Annotated in this window: 19 protein-coding genes and 3 tRNA genes; 10 read left to right on the top strand and 12 right to left on the bottom strand. The window is 53.4% G+C overall.

Going from position 1 to position 26,455, the window contains the following annotated elements:
* Positions 1–14: 14 nt before the first annotated feature.
* A complete protein-coding gene (locus AC534G_RS04840; RefSeq protein ID WP_038633251.1) occupies positions 15–998 on the bottom strand; it encodes an ABC transporter permease in 984 nt (327 codons plus the stop codon).
* A gap of 3 nt (positions 999–1,001) precedes the next feature.
* Positions 1,002–2,501, bottom strand: a complete 1,500-nt coding sequence (locus tag AC534G_RS04835) for a sugar ABC transporter ATP-binding protein (RefSeq protein ID WP_069324532.1) — start codon at positions 2,499–2,501, stop codon at positions 1,002–1,004.
* Between the two features lie 464 nt (positions 2,502–2,965).
* Here AC534G_RS04835 and fucI point away from each other — a divergent pair, with 464 nt between their 5' ends.
* From fucI to fucR, 4 genes are all read left to right on the top strand, one after another.
* Positions 2,966–4,741 (top strand): L-fucose isomerase, encoded by a 1,776-nt coding sequence (fucI, locus tag AC534G_RS04830; protein ID WP_110496974.1) that lies wholly within the window; start codon positions 2,966–2,968, stop codon positions 4,739–4,741.
* Between the two features lie 99 nt (positions 4,742–4,840).
* Positions 4,841–6,259, top strand: coding sequence for an L-fuculokinase (gene fucK / locus AC534G_RS04825; RefSeq protein WP_110496972.1), 1,419 nt, complete (start codon positions 4,841–4,843; stop codon positions 6,257–6,259).
* 1 nt (position 6,260) lies between these two features.
* Entirely contained in the window at positions 6,261–6,683 is a 423-nt protein-coding gene (gene fucU / locus AC534G_RS04820; RefSeq protein WP_006686989.1) for an L-fucose mutarotase, read from the top strand.
* A gap of 57 nt (positions 6,684–6,740) precedes the next feature.
* Positions 6,741–7,460 carry an L-fucose operon activator gene (gene fucR / locus AC534G_RS04815; protein WP_110496970.1) on the top strand — a complete coding sequence of 240 codons (720 nt, stop codon included), beginning with the start codon at positions 6,741–6,743 and terminating at the stop codon, positions 7,458–7,460.
* Between the two features lie 43 nt (positions 7,461–7,503).
* On the opposite strand, the gene rlmM is transcribed toward fucR, so the two are convergent.
* From rlmM to AC534G_RS04795, 4 genes are all read right to left on the bottom strand, one after another.
* On the bottom strand, positions 7,504–8,604 hold the full coding sequence (gene rlmM / locus AC534G_RS04810) for a 23S rRNA (cytidine(2498)-2'-O)-methyltransferase RlmM (RefSeq protein WP_038633266.1): 1,101 nt from the start codon (positions 8,602–8,604) through the stop codon (positions 7,504–7,506).
* Positions 8,597–8,992 (bottom strand): DUF423 domain-containing protein, encoded by a 396-nt coding sequence (locus AC534G_RS04805; protein WP_003034037.1) that lies wholly within the window; start codon positions 8,990–8,992, stop codon positions 8,597–8,599. Before AC534G_RS04805 ends, rlmM begins: the two co-directional genes overlap by 8 nt.
* 18 nt (positions 8,993–9,010) lie before the next feature.
* Positions 9,011–9,928, bottom strand: a complete 918-nt coding sequence (gene gcvA / locus AC534G_RS04800) for a glycine cleavage system transcriptional regulator GcvA (RefSeq protein ID WP_038633269.1) — start codon at positions 9,926–9,928, stop codon at positions 9,011–9,013.
* A 363-nt stretch (positions 9,929–10,291) separates the two neighbouring features.
* Positions 10,292–10,519, bottom strand: a complete 228-nt coding sequence (locus AC534G_RS04795; protein WP_016154261.1) for a YgdI/YgdR family lipoprotein — start codon at positions 10,517–10,519, stop codon at positions 10,292–10,294.
* Between the two features lie 192 nt (positions 10,520–10,711).
* Between AC534G_RS04795 and csdA the strand changes: the two genes are divergently transcribed.
* Positions 10,712–11,917 (top strand): cysteine desulfurase CsdA, encoded by a 1,206-nt coding sequence (gene csdA / locus AC534G_RS04790; RefSeq protein ID WP_110498790.1) that lies wholly within the window; start codon positions 10,712–10,714, stop codon positions 11,915–11,917.
* Entirely contained in the window at positions 11,917–12,363 is a 447-nt protein-coding gene (csdE, locus tag AC534G_RS04785; protein ID WP_069324527.1) for a cysteine desulfurase sulfur acceptor subunit CsdE, read from the top strand. Before csdA ends, csdE begins: the two co-directional genes overlap by 1 nt.
* Positions 12,364–12,441: 78 nt before the next feature.
* Here the strand turns inward: csdE and tcdA are convergent, their stop codons facing one another.
* The gene (gene tcdA, locus AC534G_RS04780) at positions 12,442–13,248 is read right to left on the bottom strand and encodes a tRNA cyclic N6-threonylcarbamoyladenosine(37) synthase TcdA (RefSeq protein WP_110496968.1); all 807 of its coding nucleotides are present in this window, start codon (positions 13,246–13,248) and stop codon (positions 12,442–12,444) included.
* A 134-nt stretch (positions 13,249–13,382) separates the two neighbouring features.
* Positions 13,383–14,480 (bottom strand): murein transglycosylase A, encoded by a 1,098-nt coding sequence (gene mltA / locus AC534G_RS04775; RefSeq protein WP_042310759.1) that lies wholly within the window; start codon positions 14,478–14,480, stop codon positions 13,383–13,385.
* Positions 14,481–14,685: 205 nt separating this feature from the next.
* On the opposite strand from mltA, the gene AC534G_RS04770 reads away from it, so the two are divergent.
* The 3 genes from AC534G_RS04770 (at position 14,686) to AC534G_RS04760 (ending at position 15,218) form a co-directional block, all read left to right on the top strand.
* Positions 14,686–14,762 (top strand) — tRNA-Met (locus AC534G_RS04770).
* A 151-nt stretch (positions 14,763–14,913) separates the two neighbouring features.
* Positions 14,914–14,990: transfer RNA gene (locus AC534G_RS04765), tRNA-Met, on the top strand.
* A 151-nt stretch (positions 14,991–15,141) separates the two neighbouring features.
* A tRNA-Met gene (locus tag AC534G_RS04760) sits at positions 15,142–15,218 on the top strand.
* Positions 15,219–15,293: 75 nt separating this feature from the next.
* Here the strand turns inward: AC534G_RS04760 and amiC are convergent.
* Positions 15,294–16,547, bottom strand: a complete 1,254-nt coding sequence (gene amiC, locus AC534G_RS04755) for an N-acetylmuramoyl-L-alanine amidase AmiC (RefSeq protein WP_042310761.1) — start codon at positions 16,545–16,547, stop codon at positions 15,294–15,296.
* 234 nt (positions 16,548–16,781) lie between these two features.
* Here amiC and argA point away from each other — a divergent pair, with 234 nt between their 5' ends.
* Positions 16,782–18,113 carry an amino-acid N-acetyltransferase gene (gene argA, locus AC534G_RS04750; RefSeq protein WP_038633289.1) on the top strand — a complete coding sequence of 444 codons (1,332 nt, stop codon included), beginning with the start codon at positions 16,782–16,784 and terminating at the stop codon, positions 18,111–18,113.
* A gap of 44 nt (positions 18,114–18,157) precedes the next feature.
* On the opposite strand, the gene recD is transcribed toward argA, so the two are convergent.
* Genes recD through ptrA form a run of 3 tightly spaced genes read right to left on the bottom strand, consistent with a single transcriptional unit; the run spans position 18,158 to position 26,410 of the window.
* Complete coding sequence (gene recD / locus AC534G_RS04745) at positions 18,158–19,987, bottom strand: exodeoxyribonuclease V subunit alpha (protein ID WP_496594507.1); 1,830 nt, start codon at positions 19,985–19,987, stop codon at positions 18,158–18,160.
* Complete coding sequence (gene recB / locus AC534G_RS04740; protein WP_110496964.1) at positions 19,984–23,529, bottom strand: exodeoxyribonuclease V subunit beta; 3,546 nt, start codon at positions 23,527–23,529, stop codon at positions 19,984–19,986. The genes recD and recB overlap by 4 nt, the downstream gene beginning before the upstream one ends.
* Positions 23,522–26,410: a pitrilysin gene (ptrA, locus tag AC534G_RS04735; RefSeq protein ID WP_199981029.1), complete on the bottom strand. Its 2,889-nt coding sequence runs from the start codon at positions 26,408–26,410 to the stop codon at positions 23,522–23,524. The genes recB and ptrA overlap by 8 nt, the downstream gene beginning before the upstream one ends.
* Positions 26,411–26,455 lie beyond the last annotated feature (45 nt).

Here is a 26,455-nt window from a genome sequence, read left to right as displayed (position 1 = left end):
TCCGGGAGCGTAAATCAACGAATTTTTTTGCGTAATGTGTCGAGATAAACCGCAGCAATGACCACTATCCCCATGGCCACCATTTGCCAGAACTGGGAAACACCCATCAGGTTCAGACCATTTTTCAACACGCTCATAATAAATGCGCCAATGATGGTGCCGCCGATGGTGCCAATCCCGCCCATCAGACTGGTACCGCCAATAACGACCGCCGCGATAGCTTCCAGCTCATAACCCACACCGACCGTCGGCTGCCCGGAGTTTAAACGTGAGGCCAGAATGACCCCGGCAATCCCGGTCAGCAGACCACAAAAGGCGTAGACGAAAATTTTCACGCGCTGCACTTTAATCCCGGAAAGATGTGCCGCCACCTCATTACTGCCCACCGCGTAAACATAGCGGCCTATCACCGTTTTCTTCAGGATGTACGCGGCGATGAGCGCCACCACCACCAGGTAAAAAACGGGATAGGGCAGCACATCAAACAACCGTCCCTGGGCCAGCATTTTGAAGGTGGGGTAATCAGCGAAGTAAATCGCGCGGCCATCGGTCATCACCATATTGATACCTCTGACGGACATCATCAGACCCAGCGTGGCGATAAAAGGCGGGATAGTCATTTTGGTGACCAGCAGACCATTGATATAGCCGCATAATCCTCCAGCCAGTACACCCGCAAGAATACAGACGGGCAGAGGCAATCCCAGCGTGGCGCAGATACCTACCGCGACACCAGAAAATGCCACGACTGAACCGAGAGAAAGGTCGATCCCTGAAGTGATAATGACGAAGGTAACGCCAATCGCCATAATGCCAATCACCGAGGTTTGCAGGGCAATTGTCATAATGTTTTCAGTGTTAAAGAAAAACGGCGAACCAAAACTAAAAAATATTACCAAAATAATCAGACTTAAAAGTGGCGCAAGGCGCATTAAAAGTTCTTTGTTAATTTTTATTTTCTTATTATTGCTGTCTGAAGAGGTTACAGAGATAGTCATAAGTTAGTCCTCTAACGTCGCATATTGCATGATTTTTTCTTGTGTGGCGTCATCAGAAGCTAGCTCCCCGGTAATACGCCCATTACGCATCACTAAAATGCGATCGCACATACCCAGCACTTCCGGTAATTCAGAGGAGATCATGATAATTGATTTCCCTTTTGCCACCAGCCGATTCATTAATTCATAAATTTCAAGCTTGGCCCCCACATCAATCCCGCGAGTGGGTTCATCAAAGATGAGAATATCGGTGTCTTTACACACCCATCGGGCAATAATAATTTTCTGCTGATTACCACCACTTAAATTCAAGGCGGCTTGCTCTAAATGTGGTGTTTTAATACGTAGGGCTTTAACCTGTTCCTCGCTGGTTTTCTGGCAACGTTTGCTGTCCACATTGCCAAAACGATCGGAATACTCAGGGTAATTGCCCAACATAATATTGCGCTCAACGGACAGTCCTAATGCCAGTCCCTCTTTTTTCCGGTCCTCGGTTAAATAGCTGATACCCTGTTGGATAGCATCAGGAATATCTTTAATCACCGTAACTTTACCGTTCAGCTTAAGGGTTCCACCATCAATGGGATCCGCGCCAAAAATCGCCCGCGCCAGCTCAGTACGCCCTGCGCCCATCAGACCGGCGAAGCCCAGGATTTCTCCTTGGTAAAGCGTGAAATCAATATTGTTCAATACACCATTACGCGTCAGCCCACTCACTTCCAACACGGGCTTACGTTGAGCCAGAGGTTCACGGCGAGGATAAATATTACCGAGGTCACGCCCGACCATCATGGCAATCAGGTCGCTAATTTTGACCGCATCATAATCCACGGTGGCAATAAACTGCCCATCGCGCATTACCGTAGCGCGATCGGCAATCAGCGCCAGCTCCTCCAGTCGGTGCGAAATGTAAACAATGCCAGTCCCCTGTTCTTTCAATAAACGGGTTACCTGAAACAAGCTGTCGATTTCCGTTTCCGTCAGTGCCGCCGTAGGTTCATCCATAATAAGAATCTTGGCATTGACCGATATCGCTTTAGCTATCTCAACCATTTGTTGTTGAGCAACGGTCAGATCGGCAACCAGTGTGTCTGGGGCGATATTCAGGTTTAACTTTTGCAAAATATCGATCGCAGCCTGCCGCTGTTGTTTTTCGTCCAGACGCCAGCGATTATTTTTGCAAAACTCCCTGCCAATAAATATATTTTCTTCAACGGTGAGTTCAGGGAATAGGTTAAATTCCTGATGAATAATCGTGATACCTGCACTCTGCGCACTTAACGGGTTAGCGAAAGTAACCGGCTGCCCCTCAAAAATAATCTCCCCTTCGTCAGGCTGATAAACACCGGATAAGATCTTCATCAACGTAGATTTTCCTGCGCCATTCTCACCCAGCAGCGCATGAACCTCACCTTTGTGTAAAGCAAAATCCACATTACTCAACGCTAATACGCCGGGAAAACGTTTCGTAATATGACTCATCTGTAAAAATGTTTCAGACATTGCTGCTTTCCTCAATATACAGAAACTGCAGTCAGTGAATCAGGCGAAAACAAGATTCCAGAGGGCCATCGTCACCGTTAATGCGAATACTACTTACAAGTTCATATGCGTTTTATCAATTATGCTAACTCGAGTTAGCGAAGTGCCTTTTAAAGCTATTTTAGCTACTCAAATTAGCCAAATCATTTGGTTTAAAACTGTGATGCTGAACAGACAATTTATTATATTGTTATGATTTAAAAGGTTTTTATTAAAAATATGCGTATTTGTTTATTTGACGCAGATCGAATTTTAACCACTTCTCGTGAAGCCTCTCACAGTTCCATAACAAAAAAGTTGTGTAAAAAACTCTCCAATACCTAAGCTAACTCGAGTTAGCAAAAATGGGTAATTCAGCCAACTGCGACAGTGGTGTCCAACATCCGCTTTTGCAGCACGGCACAAAGTGAGATGAGGAACCTCGAATGAGAAAAAATAGCTTACCGAAGATTGGTATCCGCCCGGTTATTGATGGCCGTCGTATGGGGGTACGTGAGTCGCTTGAAGAGCAAACCATGAATATGGCGAAAGCCACCGCCGCGCTTATTACGGAAAAACTTCGCCATGCCTGTGGCGCACAAATTGAATGTGTAATTGCCGACACCTGTATTGCCGGTCTGGCGGAATCCGCAGCCTGTGAAGAAAAGTTCAGCAGCCAAAATGTTGGCGTAACGATTACCGTTACCCCCTGCTGGTGTTACGGCAGCGAAACCATCGACATGGATCCGATGCGTCCGAAAGCTATCTGGGGCTTTAACGGCACAGAACGCCCTGGCGCCGTTTATCTTGCTGCCGCGCTGGCTGCGCATAATCAAAAAGGTCTGCCCGCGTTCTCCATTTACGGTCACGACGTACAGGATGCCGGCGACACCACCATCCCCGCCGATGTCGAAGAAAAACTGCTGCGTTTCACCCGGGCGGGCTTAGCCGTTGCCAGTATGAAAGGTAAAAGCTATTTATCCGTAGGCGGCGTTTCTATGGGCATTGCCGGTTCTATTGTCGATCATAACTTCTTTGAATCCTGGCTGGGAATGAAGGTTCAACCTGTTGATATGACTGAACTTCGCCGTCGAATTGATCAGAAAATTTATGACGAAGCTGAACTGGATATCGCACTGGCGTGGGCAGACAAGCATTTCCGCTACGGCGAAGATCAGAACGCCCAACAGTATAAGCGTAACGAAGAGCAGAGCCGCGCGGTACTGAAAGAAAGCCTGCTGATGGCGATGTGCATCCGCGACATGATGCAAGGCAATCAGAAGTTAGCAGACAAAGGTCGTGTTGAAGAATCGCTGGGTTACAACGCGATTGCCGCGGGCTTCCAAGGCCAGCGTCACTGGACGGATCAATATCCAAACGGCGACACTGCCGAAGCACTGCTGAACAGCTCCTTCGACTGGAATGGTGTGCGTGAACCGTTTGTTGTCGCGACTGAAAACGACAGTCTCAACGGCGTAGCGATGCTGTTTGGTCACCAACTCACTGGTACAGCACAGGTTTTTGCTGATGTGCGCACCTACTGGTCGCCAGAGGCGGTGGAGCGTGTCACGGGTAAACCGCTGACCGGGCTGGCTGAGCACGGCATTATTCACCTGATCAACTCTGGATCGGCAGCCCTGGACGGCTCTTGCAAGCAGCGCGATGGCGCAGGTAAACCAACCATGAAGCCGCACTGGGAAATCACGCAGAAAGAGGCCGATGATTGTCTGGCGGCGACCGAATGGTGTCCGGCTATTCACGAATACTTCCGCGGCGGCGGCTACTCCTCTCGCTTCCTGACCGAGGGCGGCGTGCCATTCACCATGACCCGCATCAATATTATCAAAGGGTTAGGACCGGTACTGCAAATCGCCGAAGGCTGGAGCGTGGAGTTACCAAAAGAGGTGCATGCTCAGCTTGATGCGCGTACCAACTCGACCTGGCCGACCACCTGGTTTGCCCCGCGCTTAACCGGTAAAGGTCCATTCAGCGATGTCTATTCCGTCATGGCTAACTGGGGCGCAAACCACGGTGTGCTGACGATTGGCCACGTCGGCGCAGACTTTATTACGCTTGCCGCCATGCTGCGTATTCCGGTTTGCATGCACAACGTGGAAGACGAAAAAATCTATCGTCCTTCAGCCTGGGCAGCCCACGGTATGGATAGCGAAGGCCAGGATTATCGTGCCTGCCAAAACTACGGCCCGCTGTATAAACGTTAATGTGGCTTAGCCCGGTGGCGCAAGCTTACCGGGCCTACAGACGAGTGAACCTTAGGCCGGATAAGCGCAGCGCCATCCGGTAGCGTTTCAGGAGTTGTTATGAAACAAGACGTTATCCTGGTACTCGATTGTGGCGCAACCAACGTGCGGGCCATTGCCGTTGACCGGCAGGGAAAAATTATCGCCCGCGCCTCAACGCCCAACGCCAGTGATATTGCCGCAGAAAACAGTGCCTGGCATCAGTGGTCGCTGGAGGCCATTTTGCAACGTTTCGCCGACTGCTGTCAGCGGCTCTCTACGCAACTGGCCAATTGCCGTATCTGTGGGATCGCCGTCACCACCTTCGGCGTAGACGGTACGCTGGTCGATCAACACGGCAAACAGTTATATCCGGTAATCAGTTGGAAATGCCCGCGCACCGCAGCAGTGATGGAAAATATCCATCGCTACCTGTCGCCGCAGCAACTGCAGGAAATCTCCGGCGTCGGCGCGTTCAGCTTCAATACGCTGTATAAACTGGTGTGGCTGAAAGAAAACCATCCACAACTGCTCGAACAGGCACACGCCTGGCTGTTTATTTCGTCGCTTATCAACCACCGTTTAACCGGCGAGTTCACCACAGATATCACTATGGCGGGCACCAGCCAGATGCTGAACATCCAGCAGCGCGATTTCAGTGATGACATTTTGCAGGCTACCGGCATACCGCGCCGGCTGTTTCCACGCCTAGTGGAAGCGGGCGAACAGATTGGGGCACTGCAACACGAGGCCGCCGTCCTGCTCGGGCTTCCAGTGGGTATTCCGGTGATATCTGCCGGGCACGACACGCAGTTTGCGCTGTTTGGCGCGGGGGCTCAGCCAGACGAACCGGTGCTCTCTTCCGGTACATGGGAAATTCTGATGGTGCGCAGTGCGCAGGTGAACACCTCTCTGCTCAGCCGTTATGCGGGTTCCACTTGTGAATTAGACAGCCAGGCCGGACTGTACAATCCCGGCATGCAGTGGCTGGCCTCCGGCGTACTCGAATGGGTGCGTAAGCTGTTTTGGACTGCCGAAACGCCCTGGCAGACGCTGATTGACGAAGCCCGGTCCATTCCTGCTGGCGCAGAAGGCGTCAAGATGCACTGCAACCTGCTGGCCTCTCAGAATGCGGGCTGGCAAGGGGTTACGCTCAATACCACCCGCGGGCATTTTTATCGCGCCGCGCTGGAAGGACTGACAGAACAGTTGCAGCAGAATTTGCACACGCTGGAAAAAATCGGTCATTTCCAGGCCTCTGAATTGTTATTGGTTGGCGGGGGCAGCCGTAACGCATTGTGGAACCAGATTAAAGCTAACGTTCTCGGGATCCCTGTCAAAGTGCTGGATGACGCCGAAACCACCGTGGCAGGCGCCGCAATGTTTGCCTGGTCAGGTATGGGTGAATTTACCACCCCGGAACAGGCTCGTGCCCAGGTGAGCTACCAGTACCGTTACTTCTATCCGCAAACCGAATCTGAACTGACAGGAGTCGAGTAACATGCTCAAAACGATATCACCCTTAATTTCTCCCGACCTGCTGAAGGTGCTGGCTGAAATGGGTCACGGCGATGAGATTATCTTTTCCGATGCCCATTTTCCGGCTCACAGCATGGGACCGCAGGTGATTCGCGCCGACGGTCTGCTGGTCAGCGATCTGCTGCAGGCGATTATTCCGCTTTTTGAACTGGACAGCTACGCCCCGCCGCTGGTGATGATGGCGGCAGTAGAAGGCGACGCTCTCGATCCTGACGTCGAGGCTCGCTATCGCCAGGCGCTTTCCTTACAGACCCCCTGCCCAGACATCACGCGTATTGACCGTTATGCCTTTTACGAACGCGCGCAAAAGGCGTTTGCGATCGTTATCACAGGAGAACGGGCAAAGTACGGGAATATTCTTTTAAAAAAAGGGGTAACGCCATAATCTCTGGTCAGCATGCCCGTCTGGTACGGGCATTCTGCATAAAATGAGGATCAGAACATGAAAGCGGCGCGCCAGCAGGCCATCGTAGATCTGCTTACCCACCACAAAAGCCTGACAACCGAAGCCCTGTCATTGCAGCTTAACGTCAGCAAAGAGACCATCCGCCGCGATCTCAGTGAATTACAAACCCAGGGCAAAGTGCTACGCAATCACGGACGGGCCAAGGCCATTCACCGGAAAAATCAGGACAGTGGCGACCCGTTTCATATTCGACTCAAAAGCCACTATGCGCACAAAGCGGATATTGCGCGGGAAGCGCTGGCATGGATTGAAGAAGGAATGGTGATCGCCTTAGACGCCAGCTCAACCTGCTGGTATCTGGCGCGTCAGCTACCGGACATCGACATTCAGGTTTTTACTAACAGCCAACCCATTTGCCAGGAATTGACAAAACGCGAACACATTCAGCTCATCAGCTCTGGCGGCCGCCTTGAACGTAAATACGGCTGTTATGTTAATTCCGCGCTCATCTCGCAGCTAAAATCCCTCGATATCGATCTGTTTATTTTTTCCTGCGAAGGGATCGACAGCGACGGCACGCTCTGGGACTCCAATGCCACCAACGCAGACTTCAAATCCATTCTGCTTAAGCGCGCATCGCAATCTTTATTGCTGATCGATAAAAGTAAGTTTAATCGTTCCGGGGAGGTCCGGATTGGGTGTCTGGATGGTGTGACGCATATCGTGTCAGATACGCAGCTGATTGAAACAACATAGACCGGATAAGACGTTTACGCCGCCATCCGGTCTATGTTTAGCGTTATCGCTCGTCCCGGCGACCGCCGACGGCCGCCCACAGACGACGCACGTGTACGGTCACTTCTTCCCGATCATGATACAACTGACGCGCCTGCATCTGGGCATTGACGCCATGCTCATCAAGCTGTGCCTGGATATAGGCCAGATTCTGCGATACCTCTTCATAACGTTTTTTCATCGGCAGCTTGAGGTTGAAGATCGTCTCGCGACACCAGCCGTTGACCAGCCACTGCGCCATCAGCGCGGCAACCTTCGCCGGTTTCTCCACCATGTCGCACACCATCCACGAGATGTTGTTACGATTCGGGCGATACTTAAATCCGTCTTCGCGCAGCCAGGTGACCTGCCCTGTATCCATCAGGCTTTGCGCCATCGGACCATTATCCACGGAATAAACCCACATGTTGCGTTTAACCAGTTGATAGGTCCAACCGCCCGGACACGCGCCTAAATCCACGGCATACATGCCATTGGCCAGACGCTCGTCCCACTCATCTTCTGGAATGAACACATGCAGCGCCTCTTCCAGCTTCAGCGTTGAGCGGCTCGGCGCATCGGCCGGGAACTTCAGGCGCGGAATACCCATGTAGAACGGGGAGTTATTGTCAGGCCAGGAATAACCGGTATAACAACAGCCAGGGGCGATAAAGAAAACATGAACCACCGGACGTTTCGGCGTTTCATATTTTGCCAGTACGCCCGCTTCGCGCAGCGCCGCGCGCAGCGGTACGGTAAATTTACGGCAGAACTTAACCAGCTCTTTGCTTTCATTGGTGTCGGCGACTTCGACTCGCAGATCGCCGCCTTTTTCCACCACGCCCTGCAACATGCCGACAATTGGCGTAATACGGTCTTCCGGCGGTAAATATTGCAGCAGTTCGCCCACCACAAACATTTGACGGGCAAAAATCAACGAGCTAAACGGCAGCTCTTTCACTAACTTTTCGGCATCGTCCTGCTGATAGCATTCGAAGATCACATAGCCCGCATTGTCTTTTACACGGGCGAAACCGAAGATTTCCCGACGTCCTGCTTTATCCGTAATTTCTGCGGCGCACTCTTTTTCAAAACCCGGGCGACACAACAATACAACCTTATTCATGGCTAACGCCCTTACGTTTCAATCGAATAGCGCCCACTAACATCAGCGCCCAGCCCACAAGGAAGCTGAAACCACCGACGGGGGTAACAAACGCCCACAGGCGTAAATGGGAGAGCGCGAGGCAATACAGGCTACCGCTAAACAGCACCGTTCCTAATGCCAGAAACACGCTACTCCAGTAAAACCAAATGCTAATGCGTCGCTGCATGGCGACGGCCAGGCCGAAGATAGCCAGCGTATGAAACGCCTGATACTCAAGGCCAGTCTGGATCCAACCCATTTCTACGACACCCAGGGTTTTACTCAGAACATGTGCTCCAAAGGCGCCCAACGCCACAAAGATAAAACCACTTACGGCGGCAAAAATCAGCATAAAACGGCTGGTCATGTTAATACCCTACGTAATTTATTGTTCATAACGAAAGCGGAATTTTTCTTGTTCCGAGGCCGCTTTCGCCAGTATCCACTGACGGAAGGCGGCTATTTTACCCAGTTCTGCCTGACTGTCATGACAAACCAGATAAAACGCGTTTTTGCTGACCAGAACATCGTTAAACGGACAGACCAGACGTCCGGCTTCAATTTCGGACTGCGCCATAACGTTATTCGCCAGCGCAATCCCCTGTCCATGGATAGCAGCCTGTAGCACCATGGCGCTATGGCTGAAGATAGGTCCTTGCTGTACGTTGATATGATTCAGGCCAAGCTGGCGCGTATAGGCTTGCCAGTCACGCCGCGACGCATCGTGCAACAATGTATGTTTTGCCAGGTCATCCGGCGTCTTCAGGGGCTTATCACCAGTAAGTAACAGCGGCGAGCAGACCGGCAATAAATATTCTGCGTACAATTTTTCAACGCGCAGACCCGGCCAGTTGCCGCGTCCGTAGAAAATCGCCACATCAACATCGTCTGCCAGTTTGTCTTCCTGACGGTCCACCGCCTGGATCCTGACATCGATTCCCGGATAAGCTGAGTTAAAGCTAGAGAGTCTGGGCACCAGCCATTGGATCGCGAAACTGGGCAATAAACTAACGGTAAGCGCACCTTTTGCACTGCGTGCCTGAAGTTTACGCGTCGCGTCAGTTAATTGCGAAAAAATCTCTTTGATGTCGAGGAAATAGCTTTGACCCTCTTCTGTTAACAGCAGAGATCGATTGCGTCGACGAAACAGCTTCAGCCCCAGAAAATCCTCAAGTGACTTGATTTGATGACTTACTGCGGCCTGCGTCACAAAAAGCTCTTCCGCTGCGCGGGTAAAGCTCAAATGGCGCGCTGCGGCATCAAAAACACGCAATGCATTTAGGGGTGGTAATCGTTTTGACATGACTTTTAGGCTTTGATGTTAAATGAATTTAACAATTATCTAACAGGATGTAACCTATTAGTTTTTTTTATCTGAGCCATTATAAATTGTCCGTTGAGGTTCTACCAGCAAATACCTATAGTGGCGGCACTTCCTGAAGCCGGAACGAAAAGTTTTATCGGAATGCGTGTTCTGGTGGGCTTTTGGCTTACGGTTGTGATGTTGTGTTGTTGTGTTTGCAATTGGTCTGCGATTCAGACCATGGTAGCAAAGCTACCCTTTTTCACTTCCTGTACATTTACCCTGTCTGTCCATAGTGATTAATGTAGCACCGCCAAATTGCGGTGCTTTTTTTTTGTCCGACTTTATGTCAATGGCGACCGGTTAGTTATCCAGTTCTACCATCTCTTTCACATCGGTACGGTTGATCTGCTGTTTGTTGCCGTTAGCGTCTTTATACGAAATCATTCCCGTTTCATTGTCGGTCTGTGGCTTGCCATCAGATACGATTGATCGACCATCGTTGGTGTGCATCACGTAATTCGATCCAGAACAGGCGCTCAGGGCAAAAGTCAGCATACAGGCAGAGATAATTGCGGCAGTCTTTTTCATCTTCTTCTCCTTAAAGCGATTTATGCTATTAAAAACACACTCCGTAACAGGCAAAATTGCTCGCCTAACGCTATTTAGCATAAGACACTGTGAGGACTTTGCCAGGATATCCAGAGTATTCCGATGGTTAGCACAACCCTTGTGTCAGCGCCTGTTTTGCGCGACGATCGGTTTATTGAACTGAGGATGACCATGAACGCATTTAATCCCGCGCAGTTTCGCGCGCAATTTCCCGCACTCAACGATGCCGGCGTCTACCTCGACAGCGCTGCTACTGCACTGAAGCCGCAATCCGTGATTGAGGCGACCCAGCAATTTTATAGCCTGAGCGCCGGGAACGTGCATCGCAGCCAGTTTGCCGAAGCGCAACGCCTGACCGCGCGCTATGAGGCCGCACGGGAAAAGGCCGCGCGCCTGATCAACGCCCCGGATGACAAAACGATAGTCTGGACCCGTGGCACAACGGAAGCTGTCAACATGGTTGCCCAAAGCTATGCGCGTCCGCGCTTACGGCCGGGCGATGAGATTATCGTCAGCGTGGCGGAACATCATGCCAATCTCGTTCCGTGGCTGATGGTGGCTGAGCAAACGGGCGCTAAGGTAGTCAAACTCCCGCTCAACGCCCATTTTCTACCGGACGTCGAGCGTCTGGTTGAGCTCATCACTCCGCGCAGTCGCATTCTGGCGCTGGGGCAGATGTCGAACGTCACCGGCGGTTGCCCGGATTTAGCCCGCGCCATTACGCTCGCCCATGCGGCTGGCATGGTGGTGATGGTTGATGGCGCGCAGGGAATTGTGCATTTTCCCGCTAACGTGCAGCAGTTAGATATTGATTTCTATGCCTTCTCGGGCCACAAGTTGTATGGCCCTACCGGTATTGGCGTACTGTATGGTAAGCCAGAATTACTGGAGGCCATGTCACCATGGCTCGGCGGCGGCAAGATGATTAGCGAAGTCAGCTTTGACGGTTTCACCACCCAGGCGGCCCCCTGGAAGCTGGAGGCCGGTACGCCTAACGTAGCTGGCGTCATCGGGCTAAGCGCGGCGCTCGAATGGCTGGTAGACATTGATGTTGCGCAGGCCGAAAACTGGAGCCGGGGTCTGGCGACGCTGGCAGAAGACGCCCTGGCGAAACGTCCCGGTTTTCGTTCCTTCCGTTGTCAGGACTCCAGTCTGTTAGCCTTTGATTTCGCTGGCGTTCATCACAGTGATATGGTGACGCTGCTGGCCGAATATGGCATTGCGCTGCGCGCAGGGCAACACTGCGCACAACCACTGCTGGCGGAGCTGGGCGTATCCGGGACCCTACGCGCCTCTTTTGCGCCCTATAATACGCAAAGTGATGTGGATGCGTTGGTCGCAGCCGTTGACCGCGCGCTGGAAATATTGGTGGATTAATGACAAGCCCTTTATTCGCCGGACACCCGTTTGGCACAACCGTAACGGAAGAGACGTTGCGTACTACGTTTGCCCCGCTCAGCCAGTGGGAGGATAAATATCGTCAGCTAATTCTGCTGGGTAAGCAGCTTCCGGCACTGCCGGAGGCGCTAAGGGCGCAGGCAAAAGAGATTGCGGGATGTGAAAACCGCGTCTGGCTGGGATATACCCTGCACGAGAACGGCACCCTGCATTTCTTCGGCGACAGCGAAGGCCGCATTGTGCGCGGGCTGTTGGCGGTATTGCTCACCGCCGTTGAAGGTAAAACCGCAGCCGAGTTACGGGCGCATTCACCCATGGCGCTATTTGACGAGTTAGGGTTAAGCGCGCAACTCAGCGCCTCGCGAAGCCAGGGCCTGCATGCGTTGAACGAGGCGATTCTTGAGGCTGCCCGGCAAGCCGGATGACGACGGCTGATGCGTCTTATCCGGCCTATAACACCGCACGAACTGTAGGTCGGATAAGCATAACGCTATCCGACACAATCAACTCTGGCGCGCCGCTTTCGCCATCATCTTCTTCAGCGCATGGGAAACGGCTACAAAGCCAAAGGTAGCCGTCACCATGGTGGCGGCGCCAAACCCTGAGGCGCAATCCATACGTTTTGGCCCTTCCGCCGTCGCCTTCATGGCACACACCGAGCCATCTGCCTGCGGGTAAACCAGCGCCTCGGTCGAGAACACGCAGTCCACGCCCAGCTTGCCTTTACTGTTTTTCACCACGCCAAAATCACTCTTCAGTCGCTCACGCAGCTTGGCCGCCAGCGGATCCTGAATGGTTTTTGCCAGATCAACCACCTGAATCTGCGTCGGATCGATCTGCCCGCCCGCACCGCCGGTGGTTACCAGCGGAATCTTATTACGCCGACAGTACGCAATGAGCGCCGCTTTCGGGCGCACGCTGTCAATCGCATCGATGACATACGAATAACCCGCATTCATATACTCCGCAACGTTATCTGGCGTAACAAAATCATCGACCACGTTCACCAGGCACTCCGGGTTAATCTGGCGGATACGTTCCGCCATCACCTCAGCTTTTGCTAAACCAACGTTATCGCGCAGCGCATGGATCTGACGGTTAGTATTGGTGACGCAAACATCATCCATATCGATGAGCGTAATCGCGCCAATGCCGGTACGCGCCAGCGCTTCCGCCGCCCACGATCCCACACCGCCAATCCCGACCACGCAAACATGCGCGCCGGCAAATAACTGCAGCGCATTTTCGCCATACAGCCGCGCCGTGCCGCCAAAACGCTGACGCCAGGCGTCACTGATAACCACAGACATAGAACCTCAAATATAGAAAACAAAAAGAGCGGACAAATACCGCCCTTGATGACTGCATCACTGCCTGATGGCGGCTACGCCTTATCAGGCCTACTCAGTAATGTAGGCCGGATAAGCGAAGCGCCATCCGGCAATTAACCGCTAAATACGTTACCCGCGTTGGCCGCTGTTTTCAGCACCCATACGCGACCGTAGTGATTATACCACCCGGCACGATGTCCGGCGTCAGCGCCAATGCCCTGATAGATATCAAAGTGCTGGCCTTTAATCGCACCGCCCACATCCAGCGCCACCATCAGGCGCAGTTCATATTGACCGGTGAACTTACCGTTATTGTCCAGCAAGGGGACTTCCGCCAGTAACGTGGTGCCCGCAGGAATGATACTGCGGTCAGAAGCCACGGATGCGCGACCAATCAGCGGTACCGCGCTGGCCCCTTTCACCGGCGCAAAAGATTGCGGCTTAAAGAAGACAAACGATGGGTTCTGCTCCAGCAGCTCACGCACTTCGGCCTCGCTGTGCGTCTCTCCCCAGTGGCGAATGGCCTGCATCGACATATCTTCTTTTTTCACTTCGCCACGATCAATCAACACCTTACCGATACTGCGATAGGCATGGCCGTTTTTCCCGGCATAGCTAAAGAAGTTTAGCGGGCTGCCGTCGCCAAAATCGATATAGCCACTGCCCTGAACATCCATAATAAAGTTGTCCATCAGGGAGTTGCTGTACGCCAGAATATAATTATCGCTTAGCGCGCCTGCGTAGATCTCGGCACGAGAGGGTAAACGTCCGCGTTTTGGCGGCATGCGATAAATAGGATACTGGAACTCGCCCTGACGCGTGTGGCGCGCCTGAATAACCGGCGTGTAATAACCCGTAAACTGGACGTTACCGTAGTTGTCCGCCCCTTCCATTTGCCACGCGTCAATACCAAACTGACGCATGCTGCGCGTATCACCGCCCGCACGTAACCATTGCTGGATAGCGTTGTAGACGTTGCTCTGGTTACCGTACAAACGCGGCGAAGCGCTGCGAATTTGATTAACCTGCTCGGCGAAATCACCGGCATTGATTGGCGCGCCAACCGCATCAGGCTGGTTCACCAGTGAGAAAGGCTGGGTAAATTTCCCGTCTTTATACTGCTGCCCACGATCGGTGGGTTTTGAGGAACACGCGGCGAGCATCGCAACGACTGCTCCCGCCAGAAGATATTTTGCCCAACGTCCTTTCATTGTTCTCGTCTTATGTTGCCTGAATGCGAGACGAAGATAACAAACCCCCGTACCTAATGAAATGCGTATGCATACCCGAACGCAAATTTTGCGCAAAAAATAATCCAGAATACGTTGTTTTTGTTCATTTTCACCCTTAAAACGTGATCAAGGTGAAAAAAGGGTTGCATGAAAATGCGAGCAGAGTATAGTGCGCATCCACGGACGCGGGGTGGAGCAGCCTGGTAGCTCGTCGGGCTCATAACCCGAAGGTCGTCAGTTCAAATCTGGCCCCCGCAACCAATTAAAATCAGAAGCAGTATTTTTGCAAAGTAGTTCGAATCACAGCAAGGCGGCGACGCAGTGAATCCTTAGGAGCTTACTCCAGTAAGTGACTGAGGTGAACGAGGAAAGCTAACGCAGATGTGGTTTGAAATACGAAGCAAAAGACGGACGCGGGGTGGAGCAGCCTGGTAGCTCGTCGGGCTCATAACCCGAAGGTCGTCGGTTCAAATCCGGCCCCCGCAACCAATTATATTTGCTGCAATATTTTTGCAAAGTAGTTCGAATCACAGCCAGGCGGCGACGCAGTGAATCCTTTAGAGCTTACTCCAGTAAGTGACTGAGGTGAACGAGGAAAGCCAACGCAGATGTGGTTTGAAATACGAAGCAAAAAGACGGACGCGGGGTGGAGCAGCCTGGTAGCTCGTCGGGCTCATAACCCGAAGGTCGTCGGTTCAAATCCGGCCCCCGCAACCAACACATTAAGCACCTTAACGGGTGTTTTTTTGTATCTGTCGTTCGTAAAAAAAAGCGCTTTTCAGCGCTTTTTTGTTATCCCCTTCTCGCCAGCGTCGCACCATCGGCAAAGTAAGCTTTAATCCCTGCCAGAATCGACTCCGCCACTTCCTGCTGGAAGGTCGCCGTCTTCAGCTTACGCTCTTCTTCGACGTTACTGATAAATGCCGTTTCCACGAGGATGGAGGGAATATCCGGCGCTTTCAGCACCGCGAACCCGGCTTGCTCAACCTGATTCTTATGCAGGTTGTTGATTTTACCAAGCTTATTCAGCACCGCTTTGCCAAACTTCAGGCTGTCAGCGATGGTCAGCGATTGCACCATATCGAACATGGTGTGGTCGACATAACGGTCACCGCTTTTGCTGACGCCACCGATGAGATCCGAGGCGTTCTGGGTTTGGGCCAGATATTTTGCCGCGGTACTGGTCGCCCCTTTAGTCGAGAGCGCAAACACCGATGAGCCGCTGGGTTGCCGGCTGGTAAAGGCATCGGCGTGAATAGAGACAAACAGGTCTGCACGCTGTTTCTGCGCTTTCGCCACACGCACTTTTAGCGGAATGAATATATCTTCATTACGCGTCATAAAGACCTTCATGTTGCCCTCTTTTTCAATAAGGGCTCGCAGGCGACGGGCAATTTGCAGTACCACATCTTTTTCACGCGTCTTATATTTCCCCACCGCACCGGAGTCTTCTCCACCGTGCCCGGGATCCAGCATAATGACAATCGGACGATCGCGCCCCGCTTTACCCGGCTGCGGACCACTTTGCGCAGGCGGCACCTGTTTATCCAGATCGCCCTTGTTGTAATCTTCAAGCAACGCCAGCAGCGGATCCTGAACATCCTGCGCATTGGCAGGATAAAGATCCATGACCAGACGCTCTTTAAAACCGGCGACGGGGGCCAGGGCAAAGAGTTGCGGCTTCACATTCTGTTTCAGCTCGAACACCATCCGCACGGTCTGCGGGTCAAATTGCCCGACTCTCGCCGACTTAATATAGGGATCGTCAGGACGAATCTGCGCGCCGATGCCCTTAAGCACCGAGTTCAAATTAACGCCTTCAATATCGACAACCACACGCTCAGGATTACTCAGGGCAAACTGTTTGTATTTCAGCAAACGGTTGGATTCCACCGTGACGCGGGTATAACTGGACGCAGGCCAGATACGAACGGCAACGACCTGACTCACGGCAGCCAGACCAACCTGGCTGACGCTCAAAAGCCACATAGCACCCGCACCTTGCAGTAAACGACGGCGACTGATTGCTGAATTGGATCCCGACATGCTTCTCCCGAGCAAAAGAAATCTTTATTGAAGTAATACGTAAAACGTCCGAATTGACCGGAAACTTTAACGAATGACGCATAATCTGTCATCTATAAAAGGGTAAACATTCTTTTTATATTCACGGCATTACTGAAAAAAATCTTCGGCATGAGTAAAAATTACGCTTGCGCACAGCACCAAAACAGAATAAAAATACACAAATTACGAATAATCATGCAATGAGGGTGTGCCGTGGTGAAGGAGCGTAGAACCGAACTGGTACAGGGATTCCGCCATTCTGTTCCCTATATCAATACCCATCGGGGAAAAACGTTTGTCATTATGCTGGGCGGCGAAGCCATCGAGCATGAAAACTTTTCCAGTATCGTCAATGACATTGGGCTTCTTCATAGCCTCGGCATCCGCCTTGTCGTGGTCTATGGCGCACGACCGCAGATTGATGCCAATCTTGCGGCGCATCATTATGAGCCGGTGTACCACAAGAATACGCGCGTCACCGACGCTAAAACCCTGGAGCTGGTCAAACAGGCTGCTGGGTTGCTCCAGCTTGATATTACCGCCCGCCTGTCGATGAGCCTGAATAATACGCCATTGCAGGGTGCGCATATCAATGTGGTCAGCGGTAATTTTATTATCTCCCAGCCGCTGGGCGTTGATGACGGCGTGGACTACTGCCATAGCGGGCGTATTCGTCGTATTGATGAAGAGGCCATTCACCGTCAACTGGACAGTGGCGCGATAGTCCTGATGGGGCCAGTCGCCGTTTCCGTTACCGGTGAGAGCTTTAATCTGACGTCAGAAGAGGTCGCCACGCAGTTGGCTATCAAACTGAAGGCGGAGAAAATGATTGGCTTTTGCTCCTCCCAGGGGGTCACCAACGATGATGGCGATATTATTTCCGAATTGTTCCCTAACGAAGCCCAGGCGCGCGTCGAGTCACAGGAAGAGAAAGGTGACTACAGCTCAGGTACGGTGCGCTTCCTGCGTGGTGCGGTGAAAGCCTGTCGCAGTGGCGTACGCCGCTGCCACCTGATCAGCTATCAGGAAGATGGCGCGTTGCTGCAGGAACTGTTCTCCCGCGATGGCATCGGTACGCAAATCGTGATGGAAAGCGCGGAGCAAATTCGCCGCGCCACCATTAACGATATCGGCGGCATTCTGGAGCTGATCCGTCCGCTGGAACAACAAGGCATTCTGGTCCGCCGCTCGCGCGAGCAACTGGAAATGGAGATCGACAAATTCACCATTATTCAGCGCGATAACCTGACCATCGCCTGCGCCGCACTGTATCCTTTCCCGGAAGAGAGGATTGGCGAAATGGCCTGCGTGGCGGTACACCCGGATTACCGTAGTTCGTCACGTGGGGAAGTATTGCTGGAGCGGATCGCCGCGCAGGCCCGGCAAATGGGGCTGAGTAAGCTGTTCGTACTGACCACCCGCAGCATCCACTGGTTCCAGGAGCGCGGCTTCACGCCGGTGGATATCGACCTGCTGCCGGAAAGCAAGAAAGAGATGTACAACTATCAGCGGCGATCAAAAGTGCTGATGGCTGATTTGGCCTAGGCGTGGTTGCCGGATGCGGCATAACAGCCTCATCCGGCCGGCAGCTACATCATGCCGTCATTAAATAATACTGATAGCCCGCTGCGGCGTTCGGTACGCATAACAATTGCCCCGCCCAATATTCGTTCATCGGCATACAGCGACAGACGGCGGCGCGCGCGGGTTACGGCGGTATAGACCAGCTCGCGGGTAACCACGGGGGAATGCTGGCTGGGTAAAATCAACGCCGCATGGTCAAACTCAGAGCCCTGCGATTTGTGCACCGTCATCGCCCAGGTGGTTTCATGCTCAGGCAAGCGGCTGGGTTGCACCGACTTAATCGAACCGTCCGGCAACGCAAACCACACCCTCAGCCCTTGTCCGCGATCGAGGGCAATGCCAATATCACCGTTAAATAACCCCAGCGAACTGTCATTGCGCGAAATCATCACCGGTCTTCCCTCATACCAACGACTGTGCGTCGAACGGTGAATTTTACGTTTTTGCGCCATCACCTGCTCAATGCGCTCATTCAAACCGCCTACGCCAAACGGGCCTTCCCGCAAAGCGCATAGCAGTTGATACTCATTGAAGGCCTGAATGATGGCATCCGGCGCGGCGCCCTCATGCAGTAAATCCAGGTAGTGCCCATAACCTGCCAGCGCCTCATCCAGCATCGCGGCGTAATCTTCACTGCTGCGTAACGTGCGTTTTTCGATATCGCTGAATCCCTGCTGGAAAACTGTTTTTACCGCAGCTTTGTCACCGCGATTAATCGCAGCAGCCAATTGACCGATCCCGGAATCACTGCCGAAACGGTAGCTTTTTTGCAGCAGACACAAGCTGTCACGCAACGCCGCCGCCTGAGTACCCGTTCCCGCCGGAATAGCGCTACCGGTCAGGCGACTAAGCTGCCGGGCGCGTTCCGGGGTAAATCCTTCGCTGACAAAAGCACAGATATCCCCGAGCACCGCCCCCGCCTCGACGGAGGCGAGCTGGTCACGATCGCCGAGAAAAATCACCCTCCCGTGCGGCGGCAGGGCATCGATAAGGCGCGACATCATCGGCAAATCAATCATCGAGGCTTCATCCACCACCAGCACATCCACATGCAGCGGATTCCCCGCGTGATGACGCAAGCGCTGGCTGCCGGGCTGAGCGCCTAATAACCGATGCAGCGTACTGGCATCATCGGGAATGCGTTTCTTTTGCTCATCGGTAAGCGGCAGTTCTCGCAACGCCGCTCCCAGCGAGGCGGTCAGACGCGCAGCCGCTTTTCCCGTTGGCGCCGCCAGACGAATACGGCAGCGTTCACCGTCCGCCATCTGGATCAACGCCGCCAAAAGTCTCGCGACCGTTGTCGTTTTTCCGGTGCCCGGCCCGCCGGAGATCACTGATATACGGCGGGTCAGCGCCACAGCAGCGGCCACCTTTTGCCAGTTAACGCCTTCCGATGATGGAAACAGCGCCTCCAGCGTGTCAGTCAGCCGTTGTTCATCCACCTCAATGGCATGGTTAACTTCACTGAAAAAACGCGCCACCGCGCGTTCGTTATGCCACATGCGGTTCAGATACAGACGATCGCCGTACAGCACCAGCGGGGTCGGTTGCTCGCCACGGCTTACTGCCCCGGAGGCCAGCAAACATTCCGCCCAGTCTTCAGGCTCGCCCATCTCAGCAAGCCAGGCGCTTAACAAAGGATGAGCATCTTCGCGTAAGGATAATCGCGAAAGCGGTAAGCAGACGTGCCCTTCTCCCGCTTCGCGGCTGAGCAATGCCGCAGCCAGCGCAACCGCAGGATTACCATTTCCGGCCAATGCCAGCGCAAACTGGGCATCCAGAGGCCGGAGCTGTTTTTGCTCAACGGCTTCCAGTAATCGTTTCTGGATTGTCATGACATCTCCTCCAGCTCCGCACCGGCAAACATCTCATCCATCAAAGCGATCAATTCTCCGTCTGGTCGGGTGGCGTAAATTCCCTGCTGCGGATCCTCGCCATCAACGCCGCGCAGGAAAAGATAGATAACGCCGCCAAAATGGCGTTCATAGTCATAATCAGCAATGCGATGGCGTAAGTAGCGATGCAGCGCCAGGGTATAAAGTTGATATTGCAGGTCGTAGCGATGCGCCTGCATGGCTGAGGCCATCGCCTGCTGCGTGTAGGCTGCGCTGTCTTCACCCAGCCAGTTAGATTTGTAATCAAGCAGGTAATAACGCCCCTGATGACGAAACACCAGGTCAATAAACCCTTTTAGCATGCCGCGTACCTGCATAAAATCCAACGCAGAGCAGCCCGCTGAGAGCGGATCGTATTTACGGATCAACGCATCAAGTCGGCTGGCCATCAGCGGCTGCGAAATCGGCAGATAAAACTCCATCTCCACCTGTTTTTCACGGGCGGAAAGTTGGCTCAAACTGACGCCCGTCTCGTTAAGAGGCGCCTGCAAAATGGCGTCCAGCCATGCGGTCAAAACCGGCGTCCAATGCGCGTCATAACCGCCCAAGGCCAGTTTTTCCTCGACCCAATGCGGATCTACCGGTTGGGTAAAATCAAGGTCCTCAAACAGGCTATGCAAAAACGTGCCCGGCGAGGCGCCGCGCGGAAATTGATGCGGGGTGAGTCCTGACTCCGCAATGACCTCGCCAACGCCTGCGGCATCAACATCCAGGCGCGGGATCAGATCCTGCGCGATTCCATGTCCGCGCTGTTGCAGGCCGGAATAACTGGTCACGCGCCAGCCATCGCCGGGGGTGCGTTGCAATGTTCTCGCACTCAATGTGGCGCTGACCGGCTGCGCAACCTGCCAGCGCTCACCGTCAGGTTGACCTGGCGTCAGGCAGGCAATATCGTCGCAACCCAGTGCGTCAATCGCGCCACGCAGTCCCACGGCATCCATTGGCTCACCTTTTTGCAACAGACGACCAAGGGCGCTCTGATGCACATCGGTATCCCCTTTTTTATCGCCCCGACGACGTACCAACGGCGCAACACCGAGGCTGCAGTGCCATACCGAACGGGTTAGCGCAACGTAGAGCAAACGCAGGTCTTCCGCCAGGCGTTCAGCCTCTGCCAGCTCAACGCTCTCCCTGGCGTCACTGAGGTCCAGTACCGCTTCAAAGGAGCTGCGATCGTGGTAGAACGCCTGATCCTGGACGCGGAAATTCGTGATAAACGGCAGCCAGACCAGCGGGTATTCCAGCCCTTTCGATTTATGAATAGTCACGATTTGTACCAGGTGCTTGTCGCTTTCCAGTCTGAGCTGCTGGCTGGACGCATTGCTGTCCGGTTCAAGAATATGCTGGGACAACCAGCGCACCAGCGCATGCTCGCTTTCCAGTTGCGATCCCGCCTCCTGGAGCAGTTCGCTGATATGTAAAATATCGGTCAGACGGCGTTCGCCCCCTGCCGTCGCCAGCAGGTTTTCCGCAATCTGGCGGTTTGTCATCAGCGCACGCAGCATCGGCATGACGCCGCGTTTATGCCAGATTTGACGATAGCCGTCGAATTCTTCAACTACCGCATCCCAGGCATTCTCATCGTTATTTAATGCTTCAATATCCTGCGCATTCAGCCCCATCATTGAGGTCGCCAGCGCGCTACGCAGTGTGTTTTCACGTTCCGGCGTCATCACCGCTTGCAGCATCCACAGCAATTCCTGCGCTTCCAGCGTTTCAAATACGCTGTCACGGTTGGAAAGGTAGACGGAGGGAATCGCCAGTTGCGTCAGGGCATCGCGGACCAGCGCCGCCTCCTGGCGGCTACGAACCAGTACGCTGATGTCTGAGGCGCGTACCGGCCTGGATGCTTTACCGCTGACCAGTTGCGCATCACCAGAGTGTCCGGCCTTCAGCCAGTCGCGAATTTGCGTCGCGCACACCTGCGCCATGTAGTTCTGGTAGTCGCCTACGCCACAACTTTCCCCTTCCATCAGCCACATACTCATTGCGGGCTGCGTTTCACCGTGTAAAACAAACCGCAGCGACTGGTTTTTCTCTGCAAATTTTACCGGGCTAAAGGGGATTTCGCGGAACATAAAGGCGTCGTCCATCTGGCTGAAAAGCGTATTCACGCTATTGACCATGCCGGGGGCAGAACGCCAGTTGGTATCGAGCGTATAGTGTGCGCTGACTTCGCTGCGCGCCTTCATATAGGTGAAAATATCCGCGCCGCGAAACGCATAAATAGCCTGTTTGGGATCGCCAATCAACAGCAGCGCGGTCTCTGGCTGATGCTGCCAGATCCGGCGGAATATGCGGTACTGCTGCGGATCGGTATCCTGAAATTCATCGATCATCGCGACCGGGAAACGGGTACGGATAGCCACCGCCAGCGCATCGCCGCTGTCACTGCGCAACGCCGCATCCAGACGGCTGAGCATATCGTCAAAGCCAAGCTCGCCGCGTCGACGCTTCTCCTCAGCAACAGCGGTACGGATCTCCGCCAGCGCCCGGGTGATCACCAGATCGCGGAGAGTTAACGGTTCGCTAAGTAGTTCATCAATGGCGACGAAAAGCGGGTGCTGAGGCGTTACGCCCCCCGCTTTGGTGCGCTCTTGCAGAAAACGCTGTGAGAATTTCTCCAGCGCGTCAGGAAGCTGGTAACTCTGGGTTTCTTCCTGTGCCCATGCGCTGATCTTTTCGATCCACTTGCTCTGGTTACCGCGATTGAATTTACGTCGATCGATCCCGGAGGCTTCCAGCAGCCCATCCAGCTCATCAACAGAGCCGCGCCATTGCTGCTTAATCCGGTTAATGCGGGCGAGAATTTGTTCGTGTCGGGAGGCCAGCGTTTCGTCAGCGGACGGGGGAGCCTTGATCACCGGCGCTTCGCCCTGCAGATAGCGATCGATATCCCTCAATAGCGCCTGAGGACCTTTCCACGTTTCAAAAATGACCTGCGCAATGTCGCGGGACAACGGATAGCAATGCCGCCGCCAGAAGTCCGCGCACGCCTGATAACGCAGCAGTGATTCGTCTTCAATCAGTTGCTGTTCAAACAGCATGCCTGACTCAAAGGCGTTGAGGGTCAGCATGCGCTGACAAAAACCATGAATGGTAAACACCGCCGCTTCATCCATCTGTCTTTCAGCCAATAGCAGCCACTGGGCAGCCTGTTTTTTATCGGCTATTTCGTCTAACAAACGGGCATATAGCGGGTTGTCGGTGGTTTCGCGCAGGCAGGCAATGCGCAGCTCATGAATGTTGCTACGAATTCGGCCACGCAGTTCCTCTGTGGCCGCCTCGGTAAAGGTGACCACTAACAGTTCTTCAACGGTCAGAGGACGTGGAAAGGCGGCAGAGCCGCCCAGTCCAAGCAGTAAACGTAAATACAGGGCGGCGATAGTAAAAGTTTTACCGGTGCCCGCAGAGGCTTCAATCAGGCGCTCGCCCGTCAGGGGCAAGCGCAGTGGATCAAGGGACTCAGCGGCATCATTCATTCTTGTCACTCATCAGGGGTAAGGTTTGCTGCAACGCGCTGACGGTCTGCCACACTTTCCAGCCTTCCGGGCGCACGTATTCTGCTTTCCCGTTCTGACTGCCGGAAACCTGTGACAGTATCGCCATGCCTTGCGGCTCAACCACCGCCTGATGGAAGAAGTCGGCAAGTTTTTGCGGCGTCAGCAGTTTAATCTGAGCCACTATTTTATCACGTGAATCGAAGCGCATATTGCCGCGATCAAAATCTTTGCTTAACTGTGAGGCTTCTTCCCCCAGCGTTTGCGGCGCCTGTAGCATTTGCGCAATGATCGCCTGCTGAATTTGTGCAAACTCTTCAGGTTTCATTGCCCGCAGCTTCGCTTCCGCCGTCGGGAAAAATGCTTTATAACGCTCCCAGAGGTAAGACGGTTGCTTATCACTGCTTTGTAACAGGAACCCCATCCCCCACTGACGCCCAACGCTCATCGGGAAAGCAAATACGGCATAGCCTAACTGCTCTTCAGTACGCAGTTGATTGTAGAACCACGGCTGAACAATTTGCCCTAACATGGCGCTGTAGGCTGAACTGCTGTATTCGTCATAGCCAGTTGGCACAAATACCGCCGCCAGCGCAGAATCCGTGCTGCTGCCCGCTTTCTCAAAGATGACGGACTGCTTCTTGTCCACGACCACTTCTTTGTTCCGGCACCACTGCGAACCCTTCGCGCCAAGCTGTTTCTGAATATCCTGCGCCATGGTTGTAGCCTGAGCTTTGCTCATATTACCCACCACCAGGAACTCAGGCCGCGCCCCCGCTTTTAACGCATCGCGGTAGGACATCACCTCTTGCAACGTAATGGATGGCAATAGCGCGCGACGTTCATCGCGTGAGAAATAGGGCACCTGAGACAGCATTTGCACCGGCATAATCGCCTGATCGTAGGCTTTACCTTTTTCCGCAGAGTCCATCATCTGGGCGTACCAGGATTTCGCCTGTGCCAGTTGTTCATCGGTTGAGGTGTAGCTGAAATAACCGCTCAATAACGCCTGAAAAAGCTGCGGCAGACGTTGAGTGTAGCCGTTAGCGTTAAGCATCAGACCATTGTTTGCGTTGGTCGAAAAACCTATTCCCCCCACCAATGCCTGGTTGCTTAACTGATCGAGCGCGATTCCCGCCAGGTAATCGTTCAGGGCGAATAATACCTGGTTGCGCGCGCTATCCATCGCTTTCGGGTTACGCAGGATCACGCTGACATCAGCCTTCGGCTCGCTGGCAAAATACTGGCCCGGCGCATACACCACGCGCAAATCCGGCTCATCGACGATCAGTTCCGGGTGAGCGTATTTTTTATCCGCTTTGATCAGCGTGAAATCATCCGGAATGTAGGGGTTCAGCTCTGGCAAAGACAGCGCAATGCCCTGTGCTTTTTGCTGCCAGTCAGCAAAGGTTTTGTCGCTGATTTTGTCCACCTGATAAGGCGCATCGACAAAATAAGCGGTTTTATTATGCGGTTCTTTCGCGCTGATATACCAGATACGCGCATTCTGCGGCGTCATCATTGCCAGACGTTGCGCAATGGCTTGCGCATCATATTGGTCGGCAATATTCACCGCATCCAACGTATGCTCGACGGGAACGCGGATCATGGTATCAGCCAGCCATTCCACGTAGTCCATATCACGAGTGATTGAAGGATAACGGAAATCGAGATCCAGCACGTGCGCCAGTTCGTTAAAGTAGCGTTTATCGACGCCTTTCTCACGTAACAGATTGAGATAGCTAAAGATGGCCGCAACAACTTCATCGCGGTTCGCCAACCCTTTGTCGGTTAACGTCGCAGAAATGGCTAATACCCCGCTGTTGCCATTAACCACCGGATCGGAATCGGCGCGAATGCCCTCCACCAGCCCCTGTTTTTGCAGCCAGTCGGACAGCGTACCAGGACTACGATTGCCAATCAGGTAGGTTATCAGTTCATCAGTTTTACTGCGGAACTTTGCGCTGTTGTTATCGATACGAAACTCGACGCGCAGGACTTTACGCGGCATCGCCGGCACATAGTGGATGATGATGCCTTTCTGCGCGTCGGTGACAACCGGTACGGTGATTTCCGGTTTTTCGATATTTCTGTTCGGTACGCGGCCAAAAGTATCAGCGGCTATCCGCGCCAACTCTGGCAGTGGTTTATTACTATAAATCACCGCCTTCATCAGGTTCGCGGAGTAGTACTTTTCATGAAATTTTTGTAATGCCAGCACCACCGGGTTACCCGGTTTATCGCTTAATGTCTCCAGATTTCCGCCGGAGAAACGCGAGCCAGGGTGCGCCGGGTTGATCGTCTCAGCGCTGACCTGCGCCATACGCATCCCATCCCGGGTACGCGCCAACGTCAGCTCGGAGTTCACCGCGTTACGCTCGCGATCGGCATATTTTTTATCCAGCAACGGATCGGCGATCGCGTCCGCCAGTCTATCCACTGCCCCCACCAGCGCGTCGTTTTCGACTTCAAGATAAAAAGCCGTACGGTAAGGCGCTGTGCTGGCGTTGTGGCTGCCGCCATGCATTTTCAGGAATTCAGCCAGGCTGTCGGGCTGCGGGTATTTTTTCGAGCCCATCAGACACATGTGTTCGAGATAATGCGCCAGCCCCTGATGATCGTCCGGATCTTCCAGCGAGCCAACAGGCACCACCAGTGCAGAAAGGGATTTCACGGCCTGCGGATCGGATACCAGCAACACGACCATGCCGTTATCAAGGCGCACGGCCTGATACTGGCGGGTATCTTTATCGCTTTTACGGATGGTTTCAGCTAAAGGCTGCCAACCGGTATCTGCCTGACTTACGGGAACCCAAAGGGCGACGAACAACAGTAATGCGCTGAACCAGGTGCTGCGGGGCATTCACAAACCTCATCATTAACGTATTCACCTGTTCACTGCAAACCA

The sequence above is a fragment of the Citrobacter sp. CRE-46 genome (genome assembly GCF_059615875.1).
Note: the sequence above shows the minus strand (reverse complement) of the source record. Positions and strands in the feature narration are given on the sequence as shown.

Coding starts and splice junctions, on each gene's coding strand:
- AC534G_RS04840 (WP_038633251.1), bottom strand. CDS start 998: ATGACTATCTCTGTAACCTCTTCAGACAGCAATAATAAGAAAATAAAA.
- AC534G_RS04835 (WP_069324532.1), bottom strand. CDS start 2,501: ATGTCTGAAACATTTTTACAGATGAGTCATATTACGAAACGTTTTCCC.
- fucI (WP_110496974.1), top strand. CDS start 2,966: ATGAGAAAAAATAGCTTACCGAAGATTGGTATCCGCCCGGTTATTGAT.
- fucK (WP_110496972.1), top strand. CDS start 4,841: ATGAAACAAGACGTTATCCTGGTACTCGATTGTGGCGCAACCAACGTG.
- fucU (WP_006686989.1), top strand. CDS start 6,261: ATGCTCAAAACGATATCACCCTTAATTTCTCCCGACCTGCTGAAGGTG.
- fucR (WP_110496970.1), top strand. CDS start 6,741: ATGAAAGCGGCGCGCCAGCAGGCCATCGTAGATCTGCTTACCCACCAC.
- rlmM (WP_038633266.1), bottom strand. CDS start 8,604: ATGAATAAGGTTGTATTGTTGTGTCGCCCGGGTTTTGAAAAAGAGTGC.
- AC534G_RS04805 (WP_003034037.1), bottom strand. CDS start 8,992: ATGACCAGCCGTTTTATGCTGATTTTTGCCGCCGTAAGTGGTTTTATC.
- gcvA (WP_038633269.1), bottom strand. CDS start 9,928: ATGTCAAAACGATTACCACCCCTAAATGCATTGCGTGTTTTTGATGCC.
- AC534G_RS04795 (WP_016154261.1), bottom strand. CDS start 10,519: ATGAAAAAGACTGCCGCAATTATCTCTGCCTGTATGCTGACTTTTGCC.
- csdA (WP_110498790.1), top strand. CDS start 10,712: ATGAACGCATTTAATCCCGCGCAGTTTCGCGCGCAATTTCCCGCACTC.
- csdE (WP_069324527.1), top strand. CDS start 11,917: ATGACAAGCCCTTTATTCGCCGGACACCCGTTTGGCACAACCGTAACG.
- tcdA (WP_110496968.1), bottom strand. CDS start 13,248: ATGTCTGTGGTTATCAGTGACGCCTGGCGTCAGCGTTTTGGCGGCACG.
- mltA (WP_042310759.1), bottom strand. CDS start 14,480: ATGAAAGGACGTTGGGCAAAATATCTTCTGGCGGGAGCAGTCGTTGCG.
- amiC (WP_042310761.1), bottom strand. CDS start 16,547: ATGTCGGGATCCAATTCAGCAATCAGTCGCCGTCGTTTACTGCAAGGT.
- recD (WP_496594507.1), bottom strand. CDS start 19,987: ATGACAATCCAGAAACGATTACTGGAAGCCGTTGAGCAAAAACAGCTC.
- recB (WP_110496964.1), bottom strand. CDS start 23,529: ATGAATGATGCCGCTGAGTCCCTTGATCCACTGCGCTTGCCCCTGACG.
- ptrA (WP_199981029.1), bottom strand. CDS start 26,410: ATGCCCCGCAGCACCTGGTTCAGCGCATTACTGTTGTTCGTCGCCCTT.